General features: G+C 72.1%; 17 protein-coding genes. 12 read left to right on the forward strand and 5 right to left on the reverse strand.

Features of this window, described 5'->3' with window-relative positions; translation table 11 throughout:
- Window positions 1-26: 26 nt before the first annotated feature.
- The gene (locus tag HNQ70_RS16320; protein ID WP_183969658.1) at window positions 27-755 is read right to left on the reverse strand and encodes an SDR family NAD(P)-dependent oxidoreductase; all 729 of its coding nucleotides are present in this window, start codon (window positions 753-755) and stop codon (window positions 27-29) included.
- A 149-nt stretch (window positions 756-904) separates the two neighbouring features.
- Between HNQ70_RS16320 and HNQ70_RS16325 the strand changes: the two genes are divergently transcribed.
- The 5 genes from HNQ70_RS16325 to HNQ70_RS20695 all read left to right on the forward strand — a co-directional run bounded on the left by HNQ70_RS16325 (window position 905) and on the right by HNQ70_RS20695 (window position 6,516).
- Window positions 905-1,621: a TetR/AcrR family transcriptional regulator gene (locus HNQ70_RS16325; RefSeq protein ID WP_183969660.1), complete on the forward strand. Its 717-nt coding sequence runs from the start codon at window positions 905-907 to the stop codon at window positions 1,619-1,621.
- Window positions 1,618-2,487 (forward strand): acyl-CoA thioesterase, encoded by an 870-nt coding sequence (locus HNQ70_RS16330; RefSeq protein WP_246435009.1) that lies wholly within the window; start codon window positions 1,618-1,620, stop codon window positions 2,485-2,487. Before HNQ70_RS16325 ends, HNQ70_RS16330 begins: the two co-directional genes overlap by 4 nt.
- A gap of 4 nt (window positions 2,488-2,491) precedes the next feature.
- Window positions 2,492-3,856: an MATE family efflux transporter gene (locus HNQ70_RS16335; protein ID WP_343060809.1), complete on the forward strand. Its 1,365-nt coding sequence runs from the start codon at window positions 2,492-2,494 to the stop codon at window positions 3,854-3,856.
- Between the two features lie 125 nt (window positions 3,857-3,981).
- Window positions 3,982-6,210: a DUF6600 domain-containing protein gene (locus HNQ70_RS16340; RefSeq protein ID WP_183969662.1), complete on the forward strand. Its 2,229-nt coding sequence runs from the start codon at window positions 3,982-3,984 to the stop codon at window positions 6,208-6,210.
- 102 nt (window positions 6,211-6,312) lie between these two features.
- Window positions 6,313-6,516 carry a PEP-CTERM sorting domain-containing protein gene (locus HNQ70_RS20695; protein ID WP_484573263.1) on the forward strand — a complete coding sequence of 68 codons (204 nt, stop codon included), beginning with the start codon at window positions 6,313-6,315 and terminating at the stop codon, window positions 6,514-6,516.
- Here the strand turns inward: HNQ70_RS20695 and HNQ70_RS16350 are convergent.
- Window positions 6,419-7,354 (reverse strand): LysR family transcriptional regulator, encoded by a 936-nt coding sequence (locus HNQ70_RS16350; RefSeq protein ID WP_183969666.1) that lies wholly within the window; start codon window positions 7,352-7,354, stop codon window positions 6,419-6,421. The genes HNQ70_RS20695 and HNQ70_RS16350 overlap by 98 nt on opposite strands.
- Window positions 7,355-7,547: 193 nt before the next feature.
- Between HNQ70_RS16350 and HNQ70_RS16355 the strand changes: the two genes are divergently transcribed.
- The 3 genes from HNQ70_RS16355 to HNQ70_RS16365 all read left to right on the forward strand — a co-directional run bounded on the left by HNQ70_RS16355 (window position 7,548) and on the right by HNQ70_RS16365 (window position 9,840).
- A complete protein-coding gene (locus tag HNQ70_RS16355) occupies window positions 7,548-7,958 on the forward strand; it encodes a hypothetical protein (RefSeq protein ID WP_183969668.1) in 411 nt (136 codons plus the stop codon).
- A 128-nt stretch (window positions 7,959-8,086) separates the two neighbouring features.
- Window positions 8,087-8,632, forward strand: a complete 546-nt coding sequence (locus tag HNQ70_RS16360; RefSeq protein ID WP_183969670.1) for a TlpA family protein disulfide reductase — start codon at window positions 8,087-8,089, stop codon at window positions 8,630-8,632.
- Window positions 8,633-8,730: 98 nt separating this feature from the next.
- Entirely contained in the window at window positions 8,731-9,840 is a 1,110-nt protein-coding gene (locus tag HNQ70_RS16365) for a transglutaminase-like domain-containing protein (RefSeq protein WP_183969672.1), read from the forward strand.
- Between the two features lie 138 nt (window positions 9,841-9,978).
- Here the strand turns inward: HNQ70_RS16365 and HNQ70_RS16370 are convergent, their stop codons facing one another.
- From HNQ70_RS16370 to HNQ70_RS16380, 3 genes are all read right to left on the reverse strand, one after another.
- Window positions 9,979-11,421 (reverse strand): aldehyde dehydrogenase family protein, encoded by a 1,443-nt coding sequence (locus HNQ70_RS16370; protein WP_183969962.1) that lies wholly within the window; start codon window positions 11,419-11,421, stop codon window positions 9,979-9,981.
- Window positions 11,422-11,597: 176 nt separating this feature from the next.
- Complete coding sequence (locus HNQ70_RS16375) at window positions 11,598-12,929, reverse strand: sensor histidine kinase (protein WP_246435011.1); 1,332 nt, start codon at window positions 12,927-12,929, stop codon at window positions 11,598-11,600.
- On the reverse strand, window positions 12,926-13,582 hold the full coding sequence (locus HNQ70_RS16380) for a response regulator transcription factor (protein ID WP_183969674.1): 657 nt from the start codon (window positions 13,580-13,582) through the stop codon (window positions 12,926-12,928). Before HNQ70_RS16380 ends, HNQ70_RS16375 begins: the two co-directional genes overlap by 4 nt.
- Before the next feature lie 85 nt (window positions 13,583-13,667).
- Between HNQ70_RS16380 and HNQ70_RS16385 the strand changes: the two genes are divergently transcribed.
- From HNQ70_RS16385 to HNQ70_RS16400, 4 genes are all read left to right on the forward strand, one after another.
- A complete protein-coding gene (locus tag HNQ70_RS16385) occupies window positions 13,668-15,404 on the forward strand; it encodes a phosphoethanolamine transferase (protein WP_246435012.1) in 1,737 nt (578 codons plus the stop codon).
- A gap of 8 nt (window positions 15,405-15,412) precedes the next feature.
- A complete protein-coding gene (locus HNQ70_RS16390) occupies window positions 15,413-16,198 on the forward strand; it encodes a phosphatase PAP2 family protein (protein WP_246435013.1) in 786 nt (261 codons plus the stop codon).
- 209 nt (window positions 16,199-16,407) lie between these two features.
- The gene (locus HNQ70_RS16395) at window positions 16,408-17,643 is read left to right on the forward strand and encodes an NAD(P)/FAD-dependent oxidoreductase (protein ID WP_183969678.1); all 1,236 of its coding nucleotides are present in this window, start codon (window positions 16,408-16,410) and stop codon (window positions 17,641-17,643) included.
- 59 nt (window positions 17,644-17,702) lie between these two features.
- Window positions 17,703-18,023, forward strand: a complete 321-nt coding sequence (locus tag HNQ70_RS16400; RefSeq protein ID WP_183969680.1) for a 2Fe-2S iron-sulfur cluster-binding protein — start codon at window positions 17,703-17,705, stop codon at window positions 18,021-18,023.
- The last annotated feature ends 46 nt before the right edge of the window (window positions 18,024-18,069 follow it).

The following is an 18,069-nucleotide window of genomic DNA, read 5'->3' on the forward strand; positions in this document are numbered from 1 at the left end:
GGAACTCTGACGCGACGGGACGCGCCTCACCAGGGCTCCATCCACGGGCGCAGCTCGGTCTCGTGCGTCCAGGCGTCACGCGGCTGCTTGTGGATCTGCCAGTACAGATCGGCGATGTGCTCAGGGTTGACGATGCCACCGCTCTCCTTGAGCGCATAGCGCTGCGGGAAGTTCTCGCGGATCCACTCGGTGTCGATCGCGCCGTCGATGACGGGATGCGCCACGTGGATGCCCTTGGGCCAGAGCTCCCGGGCCATGCTCTGCGCCAGCGCGCGCAGCGCGTGCTTGGCGCCGGCGAACGCGGCGAAGCCCTCGCGTCCGCGCAGGCTGGCGGTGGCACCGGTGAAGATGATGGTGCCGCGGCCGCGCGGCAGCATCACCCGGGCCGCCTCGCGGCCCATCAGGAAGCCCGAGAAGCAGGCCATCTCCCAGACCTTGTAGTAGACGCGCGCAGTGGTGTCGGTGATGCCGAAGCGCACGTTGGCGCCGATGTTGAACACCGCCACCTCGATCGGCGCGATCTCGCGCTCGATGCGCTCGACCAGCGACACCATTTCCTCTTCCTTGCGCGCGTCGCTGCCGAAGCCGTGCGCCTCGCCGCCTTCTGCGCGGATCTGCGCCACCAGCGGCTCGAGCTTGTCGGCGCTGCGCCGCGTGACGCAGGCCACGTAGCCCTCCCGGGCGAAGCGGCGCGCAATGGCGCCGCCGGTGGCGTCGCCCGCGCCGATGACCAGGATTGCCTTCTTGTCGCTCACGGCAGTGCTCCTTGCGGTTCGTTGCCCGTGCGGCGGACGCCATCGGTCCGGAGCGGGCGGTGGGATCGATTTTTGAACATGACGCTCGTCATGCACCTGGATGATGAGTATACTACTGATTCCAATGCACGCAACACAGGAGGTTCCGGATGGGGCATTCCCAGGCCGACAAGGCGCAGAGCCGCGAGCGCATCCTGATGAAGGCCGCCGAGAAGATCCGTGACACCGGGCTGGAGTCGGTCAGCGTCGGACCTCTGATGCGCAGCGTCAACCTCACGCACGGCGGCTTCTACGGCCACTTCGCGTCCCGCTCCGAGCTGCTCGCACACGCGCTGGAGCGCGCGCTCCGGGAGGGCGAGGCCGCCTCGAAGGCCGCGCGCCGAGAGGCCGCCGCCAAGGCCGCGAAGGCCGAGACCGCGGCGAAGACCGGCACGGCCGCGACCGCCGGCACGGCCGCGACCGCCGGCACGGCCGGGACCGCCGGGACTGCCGGGACCGCCGCGAACGCCGGGAGCGAGTCCGCCCGGCCCGGCGGCTACGCCACGCTGTTGCGCAGCTACCTGAGCCGCACGCACCGCGACTCCCGCAAGTCCGGCTGCGCGATCGCCGCGCTCGCCTCCGACGTCGCCCGCGCGGATGAAGCCTCGCGCGAGGTGATGACCGCGCACGTCGAGCGCTTCGTCGAGAACGTGGCCCGCACGATGGGCACCGACGTCGACGAACGCGCGCTGCTCGCCGCCAGCGCGATGGTCGGGGGACTGCTGCTGTCGCGGATCGTCACCGACCCGAAGCGCTCCGACCAGATCCTGCGCGCGGTGCGCGACGGCCTGGCCGCGCGCCAGGACGACGGAGCGCCGGCGCCATGAACCTGCCTGCCCAAGCCCCGCAGACCATTTTCTCCACGGACACCCAGATGCAGCACATCCCGGACCACCCCCTCGACCAGGCAGTCGCGCTCACCCGCAACGCGGACGGATCGCTCACCGGCCACACGCACCCCGCCTACGCGAACATGGTCGGGCCCTTCGGCGGAATCACTGCCGCCACCCTGCTCAACGCCGCGCTCGGGCACCCCTCGCGACTCGGCGACCCGGTGGCGCTCACCGTCAACTACGCCGGCCCCATCGCCGAGGGCCCCTTCCGCATCGACGCGCAGCCGGTGCGCACCAACCGGTCCACGCAGCACTGGTCGATCACGCTGTCCCAGGGCGAAGAAGTGGCGACCACGGCAAGCGCGGTCTTCGCGATCCGCCGCGAGACCTGGTCCTCCACCGAAACCGGCTTCCCCGAAGTACCGCCGGCACAGGCGCTCGAACGCGGCCAGCGCCAGGGCGCCCCGGCCTGGACGAACAACTACGACATGCGCTTCGTGCGCGGCGTGATCTTCGACACTTCGCGGCCCGCGGAAGATCTCGACTCGCACAGCGAGCTGTGGATCCGCGACGAGCCGCCCCGGCCTCTGGACTTCGTCTCGCTGGCCGCGATCTGCGACTCCTTCTTCCCGCGGATCATGGTCCGGCGCCCCTACCCGGTGCCCGCGGGCACGGTGTCGATCACCACCTATTTCCACGCCGACGCGCCGCTGCTGGCAGCGCAGGGCGAACGGTCGGTGCTCGGCTGCGCGCGCGCCACGCACTTCGGCCGCGGCTATCACGACCAGTCCGCCGAGATCTGGAGCGCGGACGGCGCACTGCTGGCCACCAGCCACCAGGTCGTCTACTACAAGGAATGACGCCGTGAGCGCCGCCGCACCCCCATCGCCGGAGATCCTCAGGATCCGCAACGGCCCGATCCTGTCGACGCTGCTCGGCCTCGCGGTGCCCAGCGTGCTCGCGATGGCGATGCAGGTGGCAGTCGGCATCGCCGAGACCATCTACATCGGCCGGCTCGGCACCACGCCGCTGGCGGCGATGGCGCTGGTCTTCCCCTTCCTGATGCTCTCGCAGCAGCTGTCGGCCGGCGCCATGGGCGGCGGAGTGTCGTCGGCGGTGAGCCGCGCGCTGGGCGCCTCCGACCTGCCGCGCGCCAACGCGCTCGCGCTGCACGCGATCGCGATCGGCGGGCTGCTCGGGCTGGTGTTCACGGCCGCGATGCTCGGCTTCGGCCCGTCCATCTACCGGCTGCTGGGCGGGCGCGGCGAAGTGCTCGACCAGGCGATCGCCTACTCCAGCGTGCTGTTTCTGGGCGCGCTGCTGATCTGGCTGAGCAACACGCTGGCCTCGGTGCTGCGCGGCACCGGCAACATGCGGATCCCTTCGCTTGGCATCTTCGGCGCGTCGGTGCTGCAGATCCTGCTCGGCGGGCTGCTGGCGCTGGGCGCCGGGCCGGTGCCGTCCTTCGGCATGGCAGGCGTGGCCATCGCCACCATCGTCGCCCACGCGGCCAGCGTTGGCTTCTTTGCGTGGTATCTGGCCAGCGGCAACTCCCGCCTCACGCTGCGGCTGCGCGGCGCGTCGCTGCAGCGCCCGATGTTCGCCGACATCCTGAAGGTGGGGGCGGTGTCGATGCTGTCGCCGCTGCAGTCGGTGCTCACGGTGGTGATCTTCACCGGCTTCGTCGCGCGGCTCGGCGTGGACGCCCTGGCCGGCTACTCGATCGGCCAGCGGCTGGAGTTCCTGCTGATTCCCATCTCCTTCGGCATCGGCGTCGCCTCGCTGCCGATGGTCGGGATGGCGATGGGCGCAGGCAACGTCGTCCGTGCCCGGCGGGTCGCCTGGACCGCCGGCGCCGCCTCGGCCTTCAACCTGGCGCTGATCGGCATCACCGTCGCGCTCTTCCCCGACCTCTGGGCGGGGCTCTTCACCTCGGACGAGGCGGTGCTCGAGCATGCGCGGCAGTACCTGCGCATCGCCGGGCCGGCCTTCCCGCTGTTCGGGCTGGGTCTCACCCTGTACTTCGCCTCGCAGGGCTCGGGGAAGATGCTCGGCCCCGTGCTCGCGGGTACCGCGCGCCTGGTGGTGGTGTTCGCCGCGGGCAGCTGGCTGGTGCAGCTGCCCGGCACCTCCGCGCATTTCTTCGGGCTGGTGGCGGCGTCGATGGCGGTCTATGGGCTTGCCACCGCGGCCGCGGTGAAGCTCACCAGATGGGGGCGGGCGGGCTGACCCGGCCCGGGGCGGACCCGGAAATCGTCGCCGCGGCCGCGTGCGCCGTCATCCCAGCGGCCCTCCGTCCGTTCTAGGAGGAAACCGGCGCGCCGCCCTGACGACCCGCCGCCGATGGAGTCGACATGCCCCCTTCCTCACTGCTGCGCCGCTTCCTTCCGCTGCTGCTGGCCCTGCTCGCCCTGGCCGCGGCGGGCGCCGCCCGCGCCGACCCACCGCTTCGCGCCGCCCGCATCGCCTTCGTCGATGGCGCGGTGAGCCTGTCGCCGGCCGACGACCCGCAGTGGTACGCGGCTCCGCTGAACCGTCCGCTGTCCGTCGGCGACCGTCTGTGGACCGAGCAGCGCGCGTCGGCCGAGCTACAACTCGGCGGGGCGGTGGTGCGGATCGGCGAGCGCTCCGACGTGAGCATGCTCGACTTCGACGACCGGATCGCGCAGTTCCGTCTCTCGCAGGGCACTCTGCGGCTGCGCGTGCGGCAGCTGGAGCCGGGACAGGCCTACGAAGTGGCCACGCCGAACCTCGCGTTCACCGTGACCGCCCCCGGCGACTACCGGGTGGACGTCGACCCTGTCGACGACACCACGCTGGTGATCGTTCGCGACGGCCAGGCGCGCGTGGACGGCGAGAACAATGCGTACACCATCTACGCAGGCCGCGCCTACCGGTTCGACGGCACCAGTCTGCGCGTGCTCGCCGAAGATGCGATGCCGGCGCTGGACGGGCTCGATCTCTGGGCGCGCGAGCGCGACCAGCGCGCCGAGCGCGCGGCCGCGGCGGCGTGGGTGTCTCCAGGCGTGATCGGCTACGAAGACCTGGACGGCTGGGGCAGCTGGCGAACCGACCCCGCCTACGGCGCGGTGTGGATGCCCACCACGGTGGTCGCGGGCTGGTCGCCCTACGTCTACGGCCGCTGGTCCTGGGTCGCCCCCTGGGGCTGGACCTGGATCGACGACGCGCCCTGGGGGTTCGCGGTGACGCACTACGGGCGCTGGGCGCATCTGGGCGGACGCTGGTGCTGGGTGCCCGGGCCGCGGCGCGTGCGCGCGGTGTACGCGCCGGCGCTGGTGGTGTTCGTCGGCGGATCGAACTTCCGGCCGTCGACCGGTTTCGGCGGCGGCCGGGGCGTGGGCTGGTTCCCGCTGGGCCCGCGCGAGGTCTACCAGCCGGCCTACCAGGTGAGCCGCAACTACTTCACCACGATCAACGTGTCGAACACCTACGTCGACACCCGCGCGGTGCACGACGTCTTCGACGGCCGCGGGCGCAAGGGGCACGTCTACGTGAACCGCAAGGTGCCTGGCGCCGTGGTTGCAATGCCCGAGAGCGGCTTCGCCCGCTCCCAACCTGTGCCGCAGTCGATGGTGCGAGTACGCGGCGAGGATCTCGGTCGGGCCCAGGTGACCCAGGCGCCCGCGATCGCCCCGGCCCGGCCCGACGTCCGTCCGGACCGCGATGCGGGCCGCGCGCCGCCGGCAGGCCGCGATCGGCCGGTGATCGTGCGCAATCCGCCGCCGGAGCGCGGCGACCGGGCCCCGCAGCCGGCGGAGCCGGTCAAGGGCGGCAGGCCCGAATCGCAAGGGCGCCCCCTCCCCCGCGAAGATCGCGAGGACGCGCGGGCGCGCCCCGAGCCGCCGCCGCGGCCATCCGTGGAGGGCGGCCAGGCGGTGCCGGCCCGGCCATCGGTGCCGGATCGTGACCGCCAACCGGCAAGGCCGTCGGCGCCGCAGCGTGACGACCCTCGGGCAAGGCCGTCGATGCCGCAGCGTGACGACCCACCGGCAAGGCCGTCGATGCCACAGCGCGACGACCCGCCGACAGGGCCGTCGATGCCGCAGCGCTACGAGACCCCGGCACGTCCGCTGCCTCGCGAGCCGAACGACGCGCCGGTCCGGCGGACCCCGCCGGACCACTCCGAAGCGCCGACGCCGCAGCCACGCTTCGAGGCACCCGCCCCGCAACCAAGGTTCGAGGCACCTCCGCAGCAGCCGAGGTTCGAGGCGCCCCCGCAGCAGCGACGGTTCGACGCGCCGGCGCCGCAGCCCCGCTTCGAGGCTCCTTCGCAACCACAGCCCCAATTCGGCCCACCCGCGCAAGGCCAGCCCCGATTCGACCCGCCCGCGCAAGGCCAGCACCGGTTCGGCCCGCCCGCGATGCGGCCGCCGGCGATGCCGGTACCGGTCCAGCCGATGATGCCTTCGCGGCCAATCGCGCCGCCGGAGCTGCGCGCGCCGCAGATGCCGTCGGAGCGAAGCTTCCCGCAGACCGCGCCGCAACGGGCCGCGCCTCCCCAGGCGGCGCCCCAGGGGCCGCGCCAGGGCTTCGAGCGACGGGATCGAGGCGACCAGCAGTAGGGCCGGGCGGTCACGCCACGCCGGGCGGATGAACCGCCCGGCGGCTACGCGGCGCTCGACAACTTCCGCATCGTGGCCAGCGACACCCAGGGCGAGGTCTCGGTGCCCGAGCCCGGCAGCACCGCGCTGATGCTGATGGGCCTGGGCGCGGTGGCCGCGGCCAGGCGCGGGTCGCGCGGCATACGGAAGGCCTGCCCTCCCACCGGATTCAAAGGCAGCCCACGCACGCATCCATCGCGCGCTGCGCCTTCAGGCGGGTCTGCTCCACCAGGTAGTCGAGGAACACGCGGGTGCGCTGCGGCATGAACTTGCGGCTGGGCAGCGCGGCGTACATCGTCAGCCGCCCGGTGATCCACGGCGACAGCACGCGCACCAGCTCGCCGCTGGTGAGATAGGGCGCGGCCAGGTCGACCGCCACCGAGGTAATGCCGGCACCGTCGAGCGCTGCGCGCAGCAGGGTGTCGGTGTGATTGGCCCACAGCACCGGCTCGATCCCCAGGTCCACCGGCCGGTCCGGCGCGGTGGGGCACCACATCCGCCAGGTGCGCGGCCGCGATCCGGCCACCTTGAGCCGCAGGCAGTCGTGCAGGACGAGGTCGTTCGGGAAGAACGGGGTGTCCCTGCGCGCCAGGTAGGCAGGCGACGCGACCAGGTAGGCTTCGGAATCGATGATCCGGCGCACGATCATGTTCTCGTCCGGAATGGTCTCCGCCCCCAGCAGAGTGATGTCGAACTCCTCGATCGAGGGTTCGGGGTGCGACTGCACCTCCAGGTCCACGCGGATGCTGGGATGGAGCAGGCGAAAGCCGGGAATCAGCGGCGCCACGACGTGCACCGCCAGCACCGGTGGCATCTGCAGCCGCAGCACCCCGGCCAGCTCGTGGGTGTGCGAACTGGTCAGTGCCTCGGCCTCGTCGATATCCTGCAGAATGTTGCGCACCCGGGCGAGGTAGACTTCGCCGGCCTCGGTCAGCGACAGCCGGCGCGTCGAGCGCTGCAGCAGGCGAGTGCCCAGGTGCTCCTCCAGGTCGGCCACCAGGCGCGTGACGACCGCAGGCGAGAAGTCCAGCGCACGGGCGGCGCCGGCGAAGCTGCCCTCGTCCACCACGCGCTGAAAAACGCGCATCGACTGCAAGCGGTCCATTGGGGAGTTCCTGACAGTTTGATTGTTGCGTTATCAGCAATATATCAGGTCGTATCAGGTAGTTTTTCTTTATCGGTCGAAATCATAAAGTTCGCTCCATCGACGAACGCCAGCTGCAACGGACTAGTCGAACAGCTTCCGGACCGATCTTCGGTCCCGCTGCCGAGCAAGACAAACCTAAAGGAAAACGATCATGAAAGCTGCCTACGCCTCCGCCTTCGCCCTCGCCGCCGCCCTCGTCTCGGGCCATGCCGCCGCCGAGCATCCCGGCGCCGCGAGCGTCGACCAGATCGTCAAGGTCCATGCCGGTGAACAGGCCAAGTCCCGCGATCAGGTCCGTGCGGAACTGCGCGCCGCCGGCACTGTCCAGCTGAGCGACCAGTTCGGCCGCACCGTGGCCGAAGCCGGCCCGGCCGGCCAGCCCGCCGCCCAGTTCGCCGACACCAAGGCACGCCAGGACGTCCGGGCCGAAGCCGCCACGCGCGACGTCCATCCGAGCGACCAGTTCGGCCGCACCGTCGCCGAAGCCTACCCGTCGATCCAGGCCGTCTCTTCGCAGGGCCAGGCCCAGTCGGCCTCGGCTTCCGCCAACAAGAGCCTCTGATCGCCCCCGGCGCGGGCCGCGCAACGCCGCGGCCCGCGGGCGCGCAGCACCTCGCCCAGGCGGGGTGCTGCGTCGCCGTATGGACCGCGACCGTCGGGTCGCGCGTAGCCTCGTTTATCATCGGCCCGATGTCCGGGCAAGCTCCTCCCCCTTCGATCCTCCGCCGCCGGGCCCTGTCGGCGCTCGGCGCGCTCGCCGCAGGCGCAGCCCTGCCTGCGCTTGCCGCGCACGAAGTCGCGCGCTGGCCCGCGGGCCGCGCTGCGCCACCGCTCGAGGCCACCGATCTCGACGGCAAGACCTGGCGCCTGGCCGACCTGCGCGGACGCGCGGTGCTGCTGAACTTCTGGGCGAGCTGGTGCGAGCCCTGCCGCGCCGAGATGCCCTCGCTGCAGACGCTCGCCGACTTCCACGGCCAGGAGCGGCTGGCGGTGCTGGCGATCAACTTCAAGGAGCCCGCATCGCGCGCGGCGCGCTTCGTCCAGGGAGCGGGCGTCACGCTGCCGGTGCTGCTGGATCCGGAAGGCGCGATCGCACGCGCCTGGGAAGTGCGGGTGTTCCCGACCTCTATACTGACCGGCGTCGACGGCAAGCCGCGCCATCGCGTGCGCGGCGAAGTCGACTGGACCGGTCCAGAGGCCGCGAGGCTCATTTCCACGGTGTTAGCGTCGTCGTAGCCTGGCGCCACCGGCGGACAGCACGCCTCCAGCCTCTTCATGCGCGCGCTCCATGCGCGCGCTTTCATTTGTGCGTGCCCATTCCCGGAGATACTCGGATGACCCTATCCCGTCGCACGTTGTTCCAGCAGTCCGCCGCGCTCGGTGCGGCCCTCGCCCTGCCCTCGCTCGCCACCGCGCAGGGCCAGGCCAGCCAGCAGCGCAGCTTCGATCCCCGCCCCGGCAAGTGGCGGACCTTCGAGATCACCACCCGCGTGGACGTGCCCGTCCCGAAGGGCGCCACCCGGCTTTGGCTGCCGGTGCCCTCGATCGACAGCGACTGGCAGCAGTCGCTGGAGAGCGGCTTCACCACCAACGGCCAGGCCCGCTTCACCAGCGACCAGGCCTATGGCGCGAAGATGCTGCAGGTGGAGTTTCCGGCAAGCGAGTCGCGGCCCTACGTGGAGCTGACCAGCCGCTTCCGCGCGCAGAACCGGGCCACCGACTGGTCCCGCAGGCATGCGGTGCTGGAGGACGCCGCTTCGCTGGCCTTCTGGACGCAGCCCACGGCGCTGTTGCCCACCGACGGAATCGTGCGCAAGACCGCGTTGCAGGCCACGCGCGGCGCGCGCAGCGACATCGAGAAGACGCGCCGCATCTACGACTGGGTGGTCGCCAACACCTACCGCGAGCCCAAGGTGCGCGGCTGCGGCGAGGGCGACATCAAGACCATGCTCGAAACCGGCAACCTGGGCGGCAAGTGCGCTGACCTCAACGCGCTGTTCGTCGGGCTGTGCCGCTCGGTCGGCGTGCCCGCGCGCGACGTCTACGGCATCCGCCTCGCACGCTCGGAGTTCGGCTACAAGGAGCTGTCGGGCAACCCGGCAAGCCTGAAGGGCGCGCAGCACTGCCGGGCCGAGGTCTACCTGGGCGGCCACGGCTGGGCGGCGATGGACCCGGCCGACGTCGCCAAAGTGATGCGCCTGGAGACGCCCGAGTGGATCAAGACCACCGCGCACCCGGTGGTTGCGCCGGTGAACAAGGCGCTGTTCGGCGGCTGGGAAGGCAACTGGCTGGGCTACAACACGGCCCACGACCTCGCGCTGCCGGGCAGCAAGGGGCCGAAGCTGGGCTTCTTCATGTACCCGATAGGCGAGGACGACAACGGGCGCTACGACTCCTACGCGCCCGACGAGTTCAAGTACCAGATCACCGCGCGCGAGGCCTGAACGCCGCAGTGGCGGGGCGCGCACGGGCGCGCACGGACCTGCGCGCGACTGCGCAGCCGGCCGGCTGCGCCGGCCCCGCAAACGCAGAGGGCCGGGGCCGCCCCGCGGCAGCCCCGGCCCTCGCGCTCATCGGGCTGCTCAGGCGGCCTTGGTCGCCGGCGCGAAGCCCAGCACCGCCTTCACCTCGAGGAACTCGGCGAAGGCATGGTCGCCCCACTCGCGGCCGTTGCCCGACTGCTTGAAGCCGCCGAACGGCGCCATCATGTCGGGGGCCGAGCTGTTGAGGTTCACCTGGCCGGCGCGCAGGCGGGAAGCCACCTGGCGAACCTGCTCGACGTCGGTGCCCGACACATAGGCGGCCAGGCCGTACGGCGTGTCGTTGGCGATCCGGATCGCCTCCTCAACGGTGTCGTAGCCGAGGATGGCCAGCACCGGCCCGAAGATCTCTTCGCGGGCGATGGTCATCGTGTTGTTCACGCGGCCGAACACCGTGGGCTTGACGTAGTAGCCGCGCTCCAGGCCCTCGGGCCGGCCGGGGCCGCCGACGACCAGGTCGGCGCCTTCCTCGATGCCCTTCTCGATCAGCGACTGGATCTTCTTCCACTGGGCGTCGGAGACCACCGGGCCGATGGTGGCGCCGCTGGCGGGGTCACCCACCGTGGTGGCTTCGCCGGCTGCGCGCGCAATTGCCAGCACCTCGTCCATGCGGCTGTTGGGGACCAGCATGCGCGTGGGCGCATTGCAGGACTGGCCGGAGTTGTTCATCACGCCGCGCACGCCTGCGGTGACCGCCTTCTGCAGATCGGCATCGGGCAGGATGACGTTGGGCGACTTGCCGCCGAGTTCCTGATGCACGCGCTTGACGGTCGGGGCGGCGTTGCGCGCCACCTCGATGCCGGCGCGGGTGCTGCCGGTGAACGAAACCATGTCGACTTCGGGGTGGCTGGAGATGGCCGCGCCCACCGTCGGGCCTTCGCCGTTGACCAGGTTGAACACGCCGGCCGGCACGCCGGCGGCATGCAGGATCTCGGTCCAGATCACCGCGGAGAAGGGCGCGATCTCGGAGGGCTTGAGCACCATCGTGCAGCCGGTGGCCAGCGCGGGCGCGACCTTGCAGGCAATCTGGTTGACCGGCCAGTTCCAGGGAGTGATCAGGCCGCACACGCCGATCGGCTCCTTGACGATCATCGTGCTGCCGCGCTGCTCCTGGAAGTGATAGTCCTTGAGCACGGTCAGCGCCGCCTGCAGGTGGGCGATCCCCATCGCCGCCTGGGCGCGCTGCGCCAGCGTGGCGGGTGCACCCATCTCCTCGGTGATGGCGGCAGCCATGTCGGGGATGCGGTTCTTGTACTCGGCGATGATCGCCTCGAGCAGCGCAACGCGGTCAGCCACGCTGGTCGTGGAGTACGACGGGAAGGCGGCGCGCGCGGCCTTGACGGCGCGATCGACGTCGGCGGCGCTGCCCATGGAGATGCGGCCGGCGCTCGCCTCGGTGGCCGGGTTGATCACGTCGAGCGTGCGGGAGGAGTCGACCGGGTCGACCCACGCGCCGTTGATGTAGAACTTCAGGTAGTCGCGCATCGTGCTTGTCTCCATGGGTTGATTCGTGAACCGGCGACCCCCGCCGGGCCCGTTTCGTACTTAACCTCTGAGTGTAGCGTCCCTCGGCCCGCCGGGCTTGCCTGCGCCGCCAACAGCAGCCCGGGCAAAGTCCAGGAATCGGGGCGAGTCGACTCGATGGGATGACGCGGCAGGGCTCATGCCGGCCGCTCCGGTTCGCCCGCCGCGAAACCTTCGGGCGCCGCGGGACCGAGCGCCATTTCCACCACGAAGCCGTGCCCCGAGGGCAGCAGTTCGACCCGCCCGCCATGTGAACGCGCCACCCGGTCGGCCAGGGTCAGACCGAGCCCCACCGCGTCCTCGTAGCCCTGCGCATCCAGTGCGGCCTGCAGGCGCAGCCGGTGCGCCTCGTCGACGCCCGGCCCGTCGTCGGCGAGGCGCAGGCGGTGCGGGTCCGGTGCCTCGATGCGCACGCGCCGCGCGCCGTGACGCTGCGCGTTGTCGACCAGGTTGGCGAGCGCCGCCGCGAGCAGGTCGGGGTCCGCGACGACGCGCGCGCCGGGCGCCACGTCCACCTTCAGCCCGGCGGCCGGCAGCCTGGCCATCAGGTCGGCAAGATCGACATCCTCGGGCTGCGAGGCGCCTGCGGCGCGGAACAGCCCGAGCAGCGCACCGACTACCGACTGCAGCCTGGCCGCGGCGCCGCGCACCCGGCCGAGCCGCTCGCGCAATTCGTCCGGGCATTCGCGCTGCGCCACCGCCAGCTGCGCGTCGATGCCCGCCAGCGGCGTGCGCAGCGCATGCGCCGCGTGCGCCGCGAAGGCGCGCTCGCTCGCAATGCGCGACTGCAGGCGCTGGGTCAGCTCCTCGACGGCGCGGTGCACCGGCTCCAGCTCGCGGCGCTCGGCTGGCCCGAGCGCGTTCTGCGCGTCCGGCCGCTCGGCATCCCATTGCGCCAGCCGTTCGGACAGCCGTTCCAGCGGCCGCAGCTCCGCCCGCACCCGGAAGCGCAGCCAGACGTAGCCGAGCAGCCCCACGGCCAAGGCCGCCAGCGCTGCGCCCATCGCGACCTCGGTCCGCGCCTCGATCCTCTCGTCGCGAGTCTGCGCCGCATAGAGCATCCGCCCGTCGCCGCCCATCGCCAGGCCGTAGACGCGCCAGTCTTCCAGGTCCCTGAAGCCGGCCACCGGGCGCGGATGCCACGCGGAGCCGGGCGCGCGGGACGAGCGCAGCAGCAGGACGCCGTCGGCGGACGTGACCTGCCAGGCGAAGTGCCCCCCATCAGCGCCCCGGCTCGCCGGCACCGCCCCCGCCGAACCGGGCAGCTCCAGCAACTGCGACAGCAGCGCCGCCGAGGACACCAGCGTGTCGTCGAGCAGCTCGTCCACCTCCTGGGTCGCCGAGTGCCAGACCGCGAGGCCCACAGCCGCGCCCCACAGCAGCGCCCAGACCAGCAGCGAGGTGGCCAGCCTGGACCGGATCGATGGCGGCCGGCCGCCGCGCCCTGTCGCGGACATCTCCGGCTTCATTCCTTCTCCATCCGGTAGCCCAGGCCGCGCACCGTCTCGACCAGCGCATGACCGAGCTTGCGCCTGAGGGCAGAGACGTGGACCTCCAGCGCGTTGCTCGCCACGTCGGCTTCGAGGCCCAGCACCAGCCGCTCGAGGTCGCTGCGCGACACGATCCGCCCGGCGCGCAGGGCGAGCGCCTCGAGCACTGCCCACTCCCTGGCGGTGAGCTCCACCCGCTGGCCGCTGCGACGCGCCGCCTTCGCCGCCAGGTCGACCTCGACCTCGCCGAAACGAAGCCCCCGGGTCGCCCCCCCGGCCACGCGCCGCCCCATCGCCCGCAACCGCGCGGCGAGCTCCTCGGGCGCGAAGGGCTTGACCAGGTAGTCGTCCGCGCCCGCGTCGAGGCCCTCGACGCGATGCTCGAGCAGGTCGCGGGCGGTCATCATCAGCGCGGGCGTGAGGTCGCCGCGCCCGCGGCGCAGGCGCAGCCAGTCGAGCCCGGAGCCGTCGGGCAGCTGCCAGTCCAGCAGCAGGACGTCCACCGGCTCCGGCCCGAGCCTGCCGGCTTCGGCGAGCGACCTGCACCAGTCGACCACATGACCCTCGGCGCGCAGGTAGTCGCGCAGCCCCTCCCCCAGCAGGGGATCGTCTTCCAGCAACAGCAATCGCATCCGTTCGCCCCCGATGCATCGGCACGCAAACCTACCACCGTTGCGCTTCAGGCTGGCTTCAGGCTGGTGGGATGCAATCGCATCCATGAACGAACACATGGTCGGCACCCCGGAAAACGCCAGGGGCCAGCGCAGGGATTCCGGGGATGCAGCGCAGCGCTTCGAGATCCCCGTCACCGCCGAGCAGCTGATCGTCGGGGCGGCGCTGTTCTGGACCCTATCGGCCAATCGCAGCTTCCTCGGCGCCGCGCTCTCGGGCCAGACGCCGCCCGGCGGGTCTGCGGGTGCGGGGCTGGTCGCGGCCTTCTTCGTCATCGCGCTCTGCGCGCATGTGCTGCTGCTCGGTCTGCTGTCGAGCCGCCACACCGCCAAGCCCTTGATCGCGATCCTCACGGTCGCCGCGGCGGCGGCAACCCACTTCATGAGCACCTTCGGCGTGGTGATCGATCCCACGATGCTGCGCAACGTGCTGTTCACCGATCCCGCCGAAGCGCGTGAGCTCATCTCCGCGGGGTTGCTGCTGCATCTCGCGCTGTATGCCGGCCTGCCCCTGCTGCTGCTGTCCCGGGTGCGGCTGGTCCGGCGCGGTGCGCTGCGCTCGGCCGCGCACCGCGCGGGCCTGCTGGCGCTGGCCGTGCTGCTGCTGGCGGGTGCGACGCTCGCGGAGTTCCAGCCGCTTGCTTCCAGGATGCGCAACGACAGGGCGCTGCGCTACCGGATCACGCCGGCCAACCTCGCCTGGTCGCTGGCCAGCGTGGCCGGCTCGGAGGCGCGCGGCGCCGCGCGGCCGCGCGAACCGATCGGCCTGGACGCCGCCCAGGGCGCGTCCTGGCGCGGGCGCGACAAGCCGCTGGTGCTGGTGCTGGTCGTCGGCGAAACCGCGCGCGCCGCCAACTGGGGCCTGTCCGGCCACGCCCGCCAGACCACGCCTGAACTGGCGCGCCTGCCAGTGGTGAACTTCCCGGAGGTGGTCGCCTGCGGCACCAACACCGAGGTGTCGCTGCCCTGCATGTTCGCGCCGATTGGGCGGCGCGACTACGACGAGGACCGCATCCGCGGCCAGGAGTCGCTGCTGCACGTGCTGGCCCGTGCGGGCGCGTCGGTGCACTGGCGCGACAACCAGAGCGGCTGCAAGGGCAACTGCGAGGGCCTGCCGAACGATCGCGTCGAGACCTCTGGCTTCGCCTGCGAGGGTGATCGCTGCCCGGACGAAGGGCTGGTGCATGACCTGGACACGCGGCTGCGCGCTGCGAAGGGCACCCAGGTCTGGGTGCTGCACATGCTCGGCAACCACGGCCCCTCCTACTTCCGCCGGCACCCGCCGGAGTTCGCCCGCTTCCTTCCCGAGTGCCGCAGCGACGACCTGGCCAGCTGCTCTCGAGAGGAGATCGTCAACGCCTACGACAACGCTCTGCTCTACACCGACCATGTGCTGTCGACGGCGATCGCCCGGCTGCAGGCCAGCGCGGACAAAGTGGACTCGGCGATGCTGTACGTCTCCGACCACGGCGAATCACTGGGCGAGCACGGCCTGTACCTGCACGGCGCGCCGTATCCGATCGCACCCGACGTGCAGACCCGCGTGCCGATGGTGTTCTGGGCCAGCGGCGGCTTCGAACGCGGCGCGGGCCTCGAGCCCGGCTGCCTCCAGCCGGCGCTGCGGAGCGCAGCTGCCCGGCCGCTGAGCCACGACCATCTCTTCCACACGGTGCTGGGACTGCTGGACGTACGGACCTCGCTGCGCGAGCCGACGCTGGACCTGGTGGAGGGCTGCCGCGGGGGCGGCGCGCCGCTGGCCAGGGCGGCCTCCCCGAAGCCCTGAGCGTGGCGATGAGCCTTCGGCGCACCGACCTGGCGATCAGCTTCGCCGCACTGCTCGCGCTGGTCGCCTGGGAGATCTCCGGGCTGGATCTGCCGCTGGCAAGGCTGCTCGGCGGTGCTGGAGGCTTCCCGCTGCGCGAACACGTGCTGGTGCGCTCGCTGCTGCACGACGGCGGACGCTGGCTGTCGGGACTGCTGCTGGCTGCGCTGGCGCTGGATGCCTGGCGGCCGGTCCTGCGCGGCCCGGCCCGCAGCGAGCGGATCTACTGGCTGGCAGTGGTCTCCCTCGCCATGATCGCGGTGCCCCTGGCCAAGCGCTTCAGCACCACCAGCTGCCCGTGGGATGTCGCCGAGTTCGGCGGGCACGTTCCCTATGTGCCGCACTGGCTTCCGACGCTGACCGATGGCGGGCCCGGCCACTGCTTTCCTTCCGGCCACGCGGTGGCGGCGTTCGCCTTCTTCGGCACCTTCTTCCTCTGGCGGGATCACCGCCCGAGGCTGGGCCGCGCGCTGCTGGCCGGCGTCCTCCTGCTGGGCGCTGCATTCTCCTGGGCCCAGATGGCGCGCGGCGCCCACTTCGCAAGCCACTCGCTGTGGTCCGCCTGGCTGTGCTGGAGCATCGCCGTGGCCGCCCAGCTCGGAGCGCCGCGCACGTCCCGATCGTCGACCGGTACGGGCGCGCTGGCCCCGGCGGGCGCGCTGGCCCCGGCGGGCGCGCTGGCCCCGACTGACGCGGCGGCTTCGGCGCCGCTGGGCGGCCTTCGCGGCGCGCTGGCGCCACCCTCCGGACGCTGACCCGCATCGGCGCCTGCGGGTAATCCCCCGGCGCCGGTCGGCTTGACCGGGCGTCGAGCCGCCCAGTAGAGTTTTCGAGCTGGACGCCATTCAGGTCCGCCGGCCAGGCCTTCGTCGCCAGTGCTCAACGACCCCGGACCGATCCGACTCGACGATCCGCGGCTCGCACTCGAACTGGCGCGCGCGCTGTGCGCCTACCTGGAGATTCCATGGATGACGCCATCCTGATCGTCGGTGCAGGCCACGCCGGCGGCACCGCCGCGGCCCTGCTGCGCCAGCACGGCCATGAAGGCCCGATCACGCTGGCCGGCGCCGAGGCCCTGCCGCCCTACCAGCGCCCGCCGCTGTCGAAGGCCTGGCTCAAGGGAGAGATGGCAGCGGACGCGCTCCTGCTGCGCCCCGCCGCCTTCTACGAGGACAAGCGCATCGTGCTGCGGCTGGGCGCGCGCGTACGCTCGATCGACCCGGCGGCGCGGCAGGCGGCGCTGGACGGCGGCGCCATCATTCCCTACGACCGGCTGATCCTCGCCACCGGCTCCCGCCTGCGCCGGCTCGATGTCCCGGGCGTCGGCCTGCCCGGCGTGCTCATGCTGCGCACCGCGGCCGACGCCGAGCTGATCCGTGCGGCGCTCGCCCCCGGCGCCCGGCTCGCGGTGATCGGCGGCGGCTACATCGGGCTCGAGGTCGCCGCCTCGGCGCGGGCGCTGGGCGCGGAGGTGGCCGTGTTCGAGCGCGAAGCCCGGCTGCTCGCCAGGGTCGCCAGCGTCGAGCTTTCGGAGCACTTCGAGCGTCTGCATCGCGGCCACGGCGTGCGCATCGAACTGGGCGCCGAGCTGGACGCGATCGACGCGCGCGACGGCCGGGCCGGCGCGGTGCGGCTGCGCGACGGTCGGCGTTTCGACTGCGATGTGATCCTCGTCGGCGTCGGCGCGCAGGCCGAGGACTCGCTCGCCGCCGCGGCCGGCATCGCCTGTCAGGACGGCATCCTGGTCGACGAGTGCGCGCACACCTCGCACGAGGGCATCCACGCGATCGGCGACTGTACGCGCCGTCCGGTGCCGCGCTACGGCCGCTCACTGCGGCTCGAGAGCGTGCCCAACGCGCTCGAACAGGCCAGGCAGGCCGCCGCGCACCTGTGCGGCAAGCCGGAGCCGCGCCCCGAGGCGCCCTGGTTCTGGTCGGACCAGTACGACTGCCGGCTGCAGATCGCCGGCCTGGCCTTCGACGTCGCGCGCACCGTGGTGCGCGGCGATCCGGCGAGCGGGAAGTTCGCTGTCTTCCACCTCGACGCCGAGAACCGCGCGCAGGCCGTCGAGGCGGTGAATTCGCCGCAGGAGTTCGTCGCCGGCCGCGCCCTGGTCGGGGCGGCCGCGACGCTCGACCCGGCGCGCATTGCGGACCCCGCGGTGCCGGCCAAGGAACTCGCGGCCGCCGGCCGCACATGACGGCCGACCGCCGCGGCAGGAAGACCCAGACCAGGACCACAGAGAGGAGACTGCGAGAGATGCCCAGGATCACCTTCATCGAGCATGACGGCACCGCGCACCAGGTCGACGCCGCGAACGGACAGTCGCTGATGCGCGCCGCCGTGGACAACGGGGTGCCGGGCATCGACGCCGACTGCGGCGGCGAGTGCGCCTGCGCCACCTGCCACGTCTATGTGGAGCCCGACTGGCTCGCGCGCACCGGCCAGCGCAGCGAGATGGAGCAGAGCATGCTGGGCTTCGCCGCGGTGGCGCAGGACAACTCCCGGCTGTCCTGCCAGATCACCGTGACCGACGCGCTCGACGGGCTCGTCGTGCGGATGCCGGACGGGCAGCACTGAGCAGCGGGCGCCACGTGTGCGCGGGGCACTCGCGCAGGGCAAGACA

It is taken from the genome of Quisquiliibacterium transsilvanicum, assembly GCF_014202215.1.
Classification (GTDB): Bacteria; Pseudomonadota; Gammaproteobacteria; order Burkholderiales; family Burkholderiaceae_E; genus Quisquiliibacterium; species Quisquiliibacterium transsilvanicum.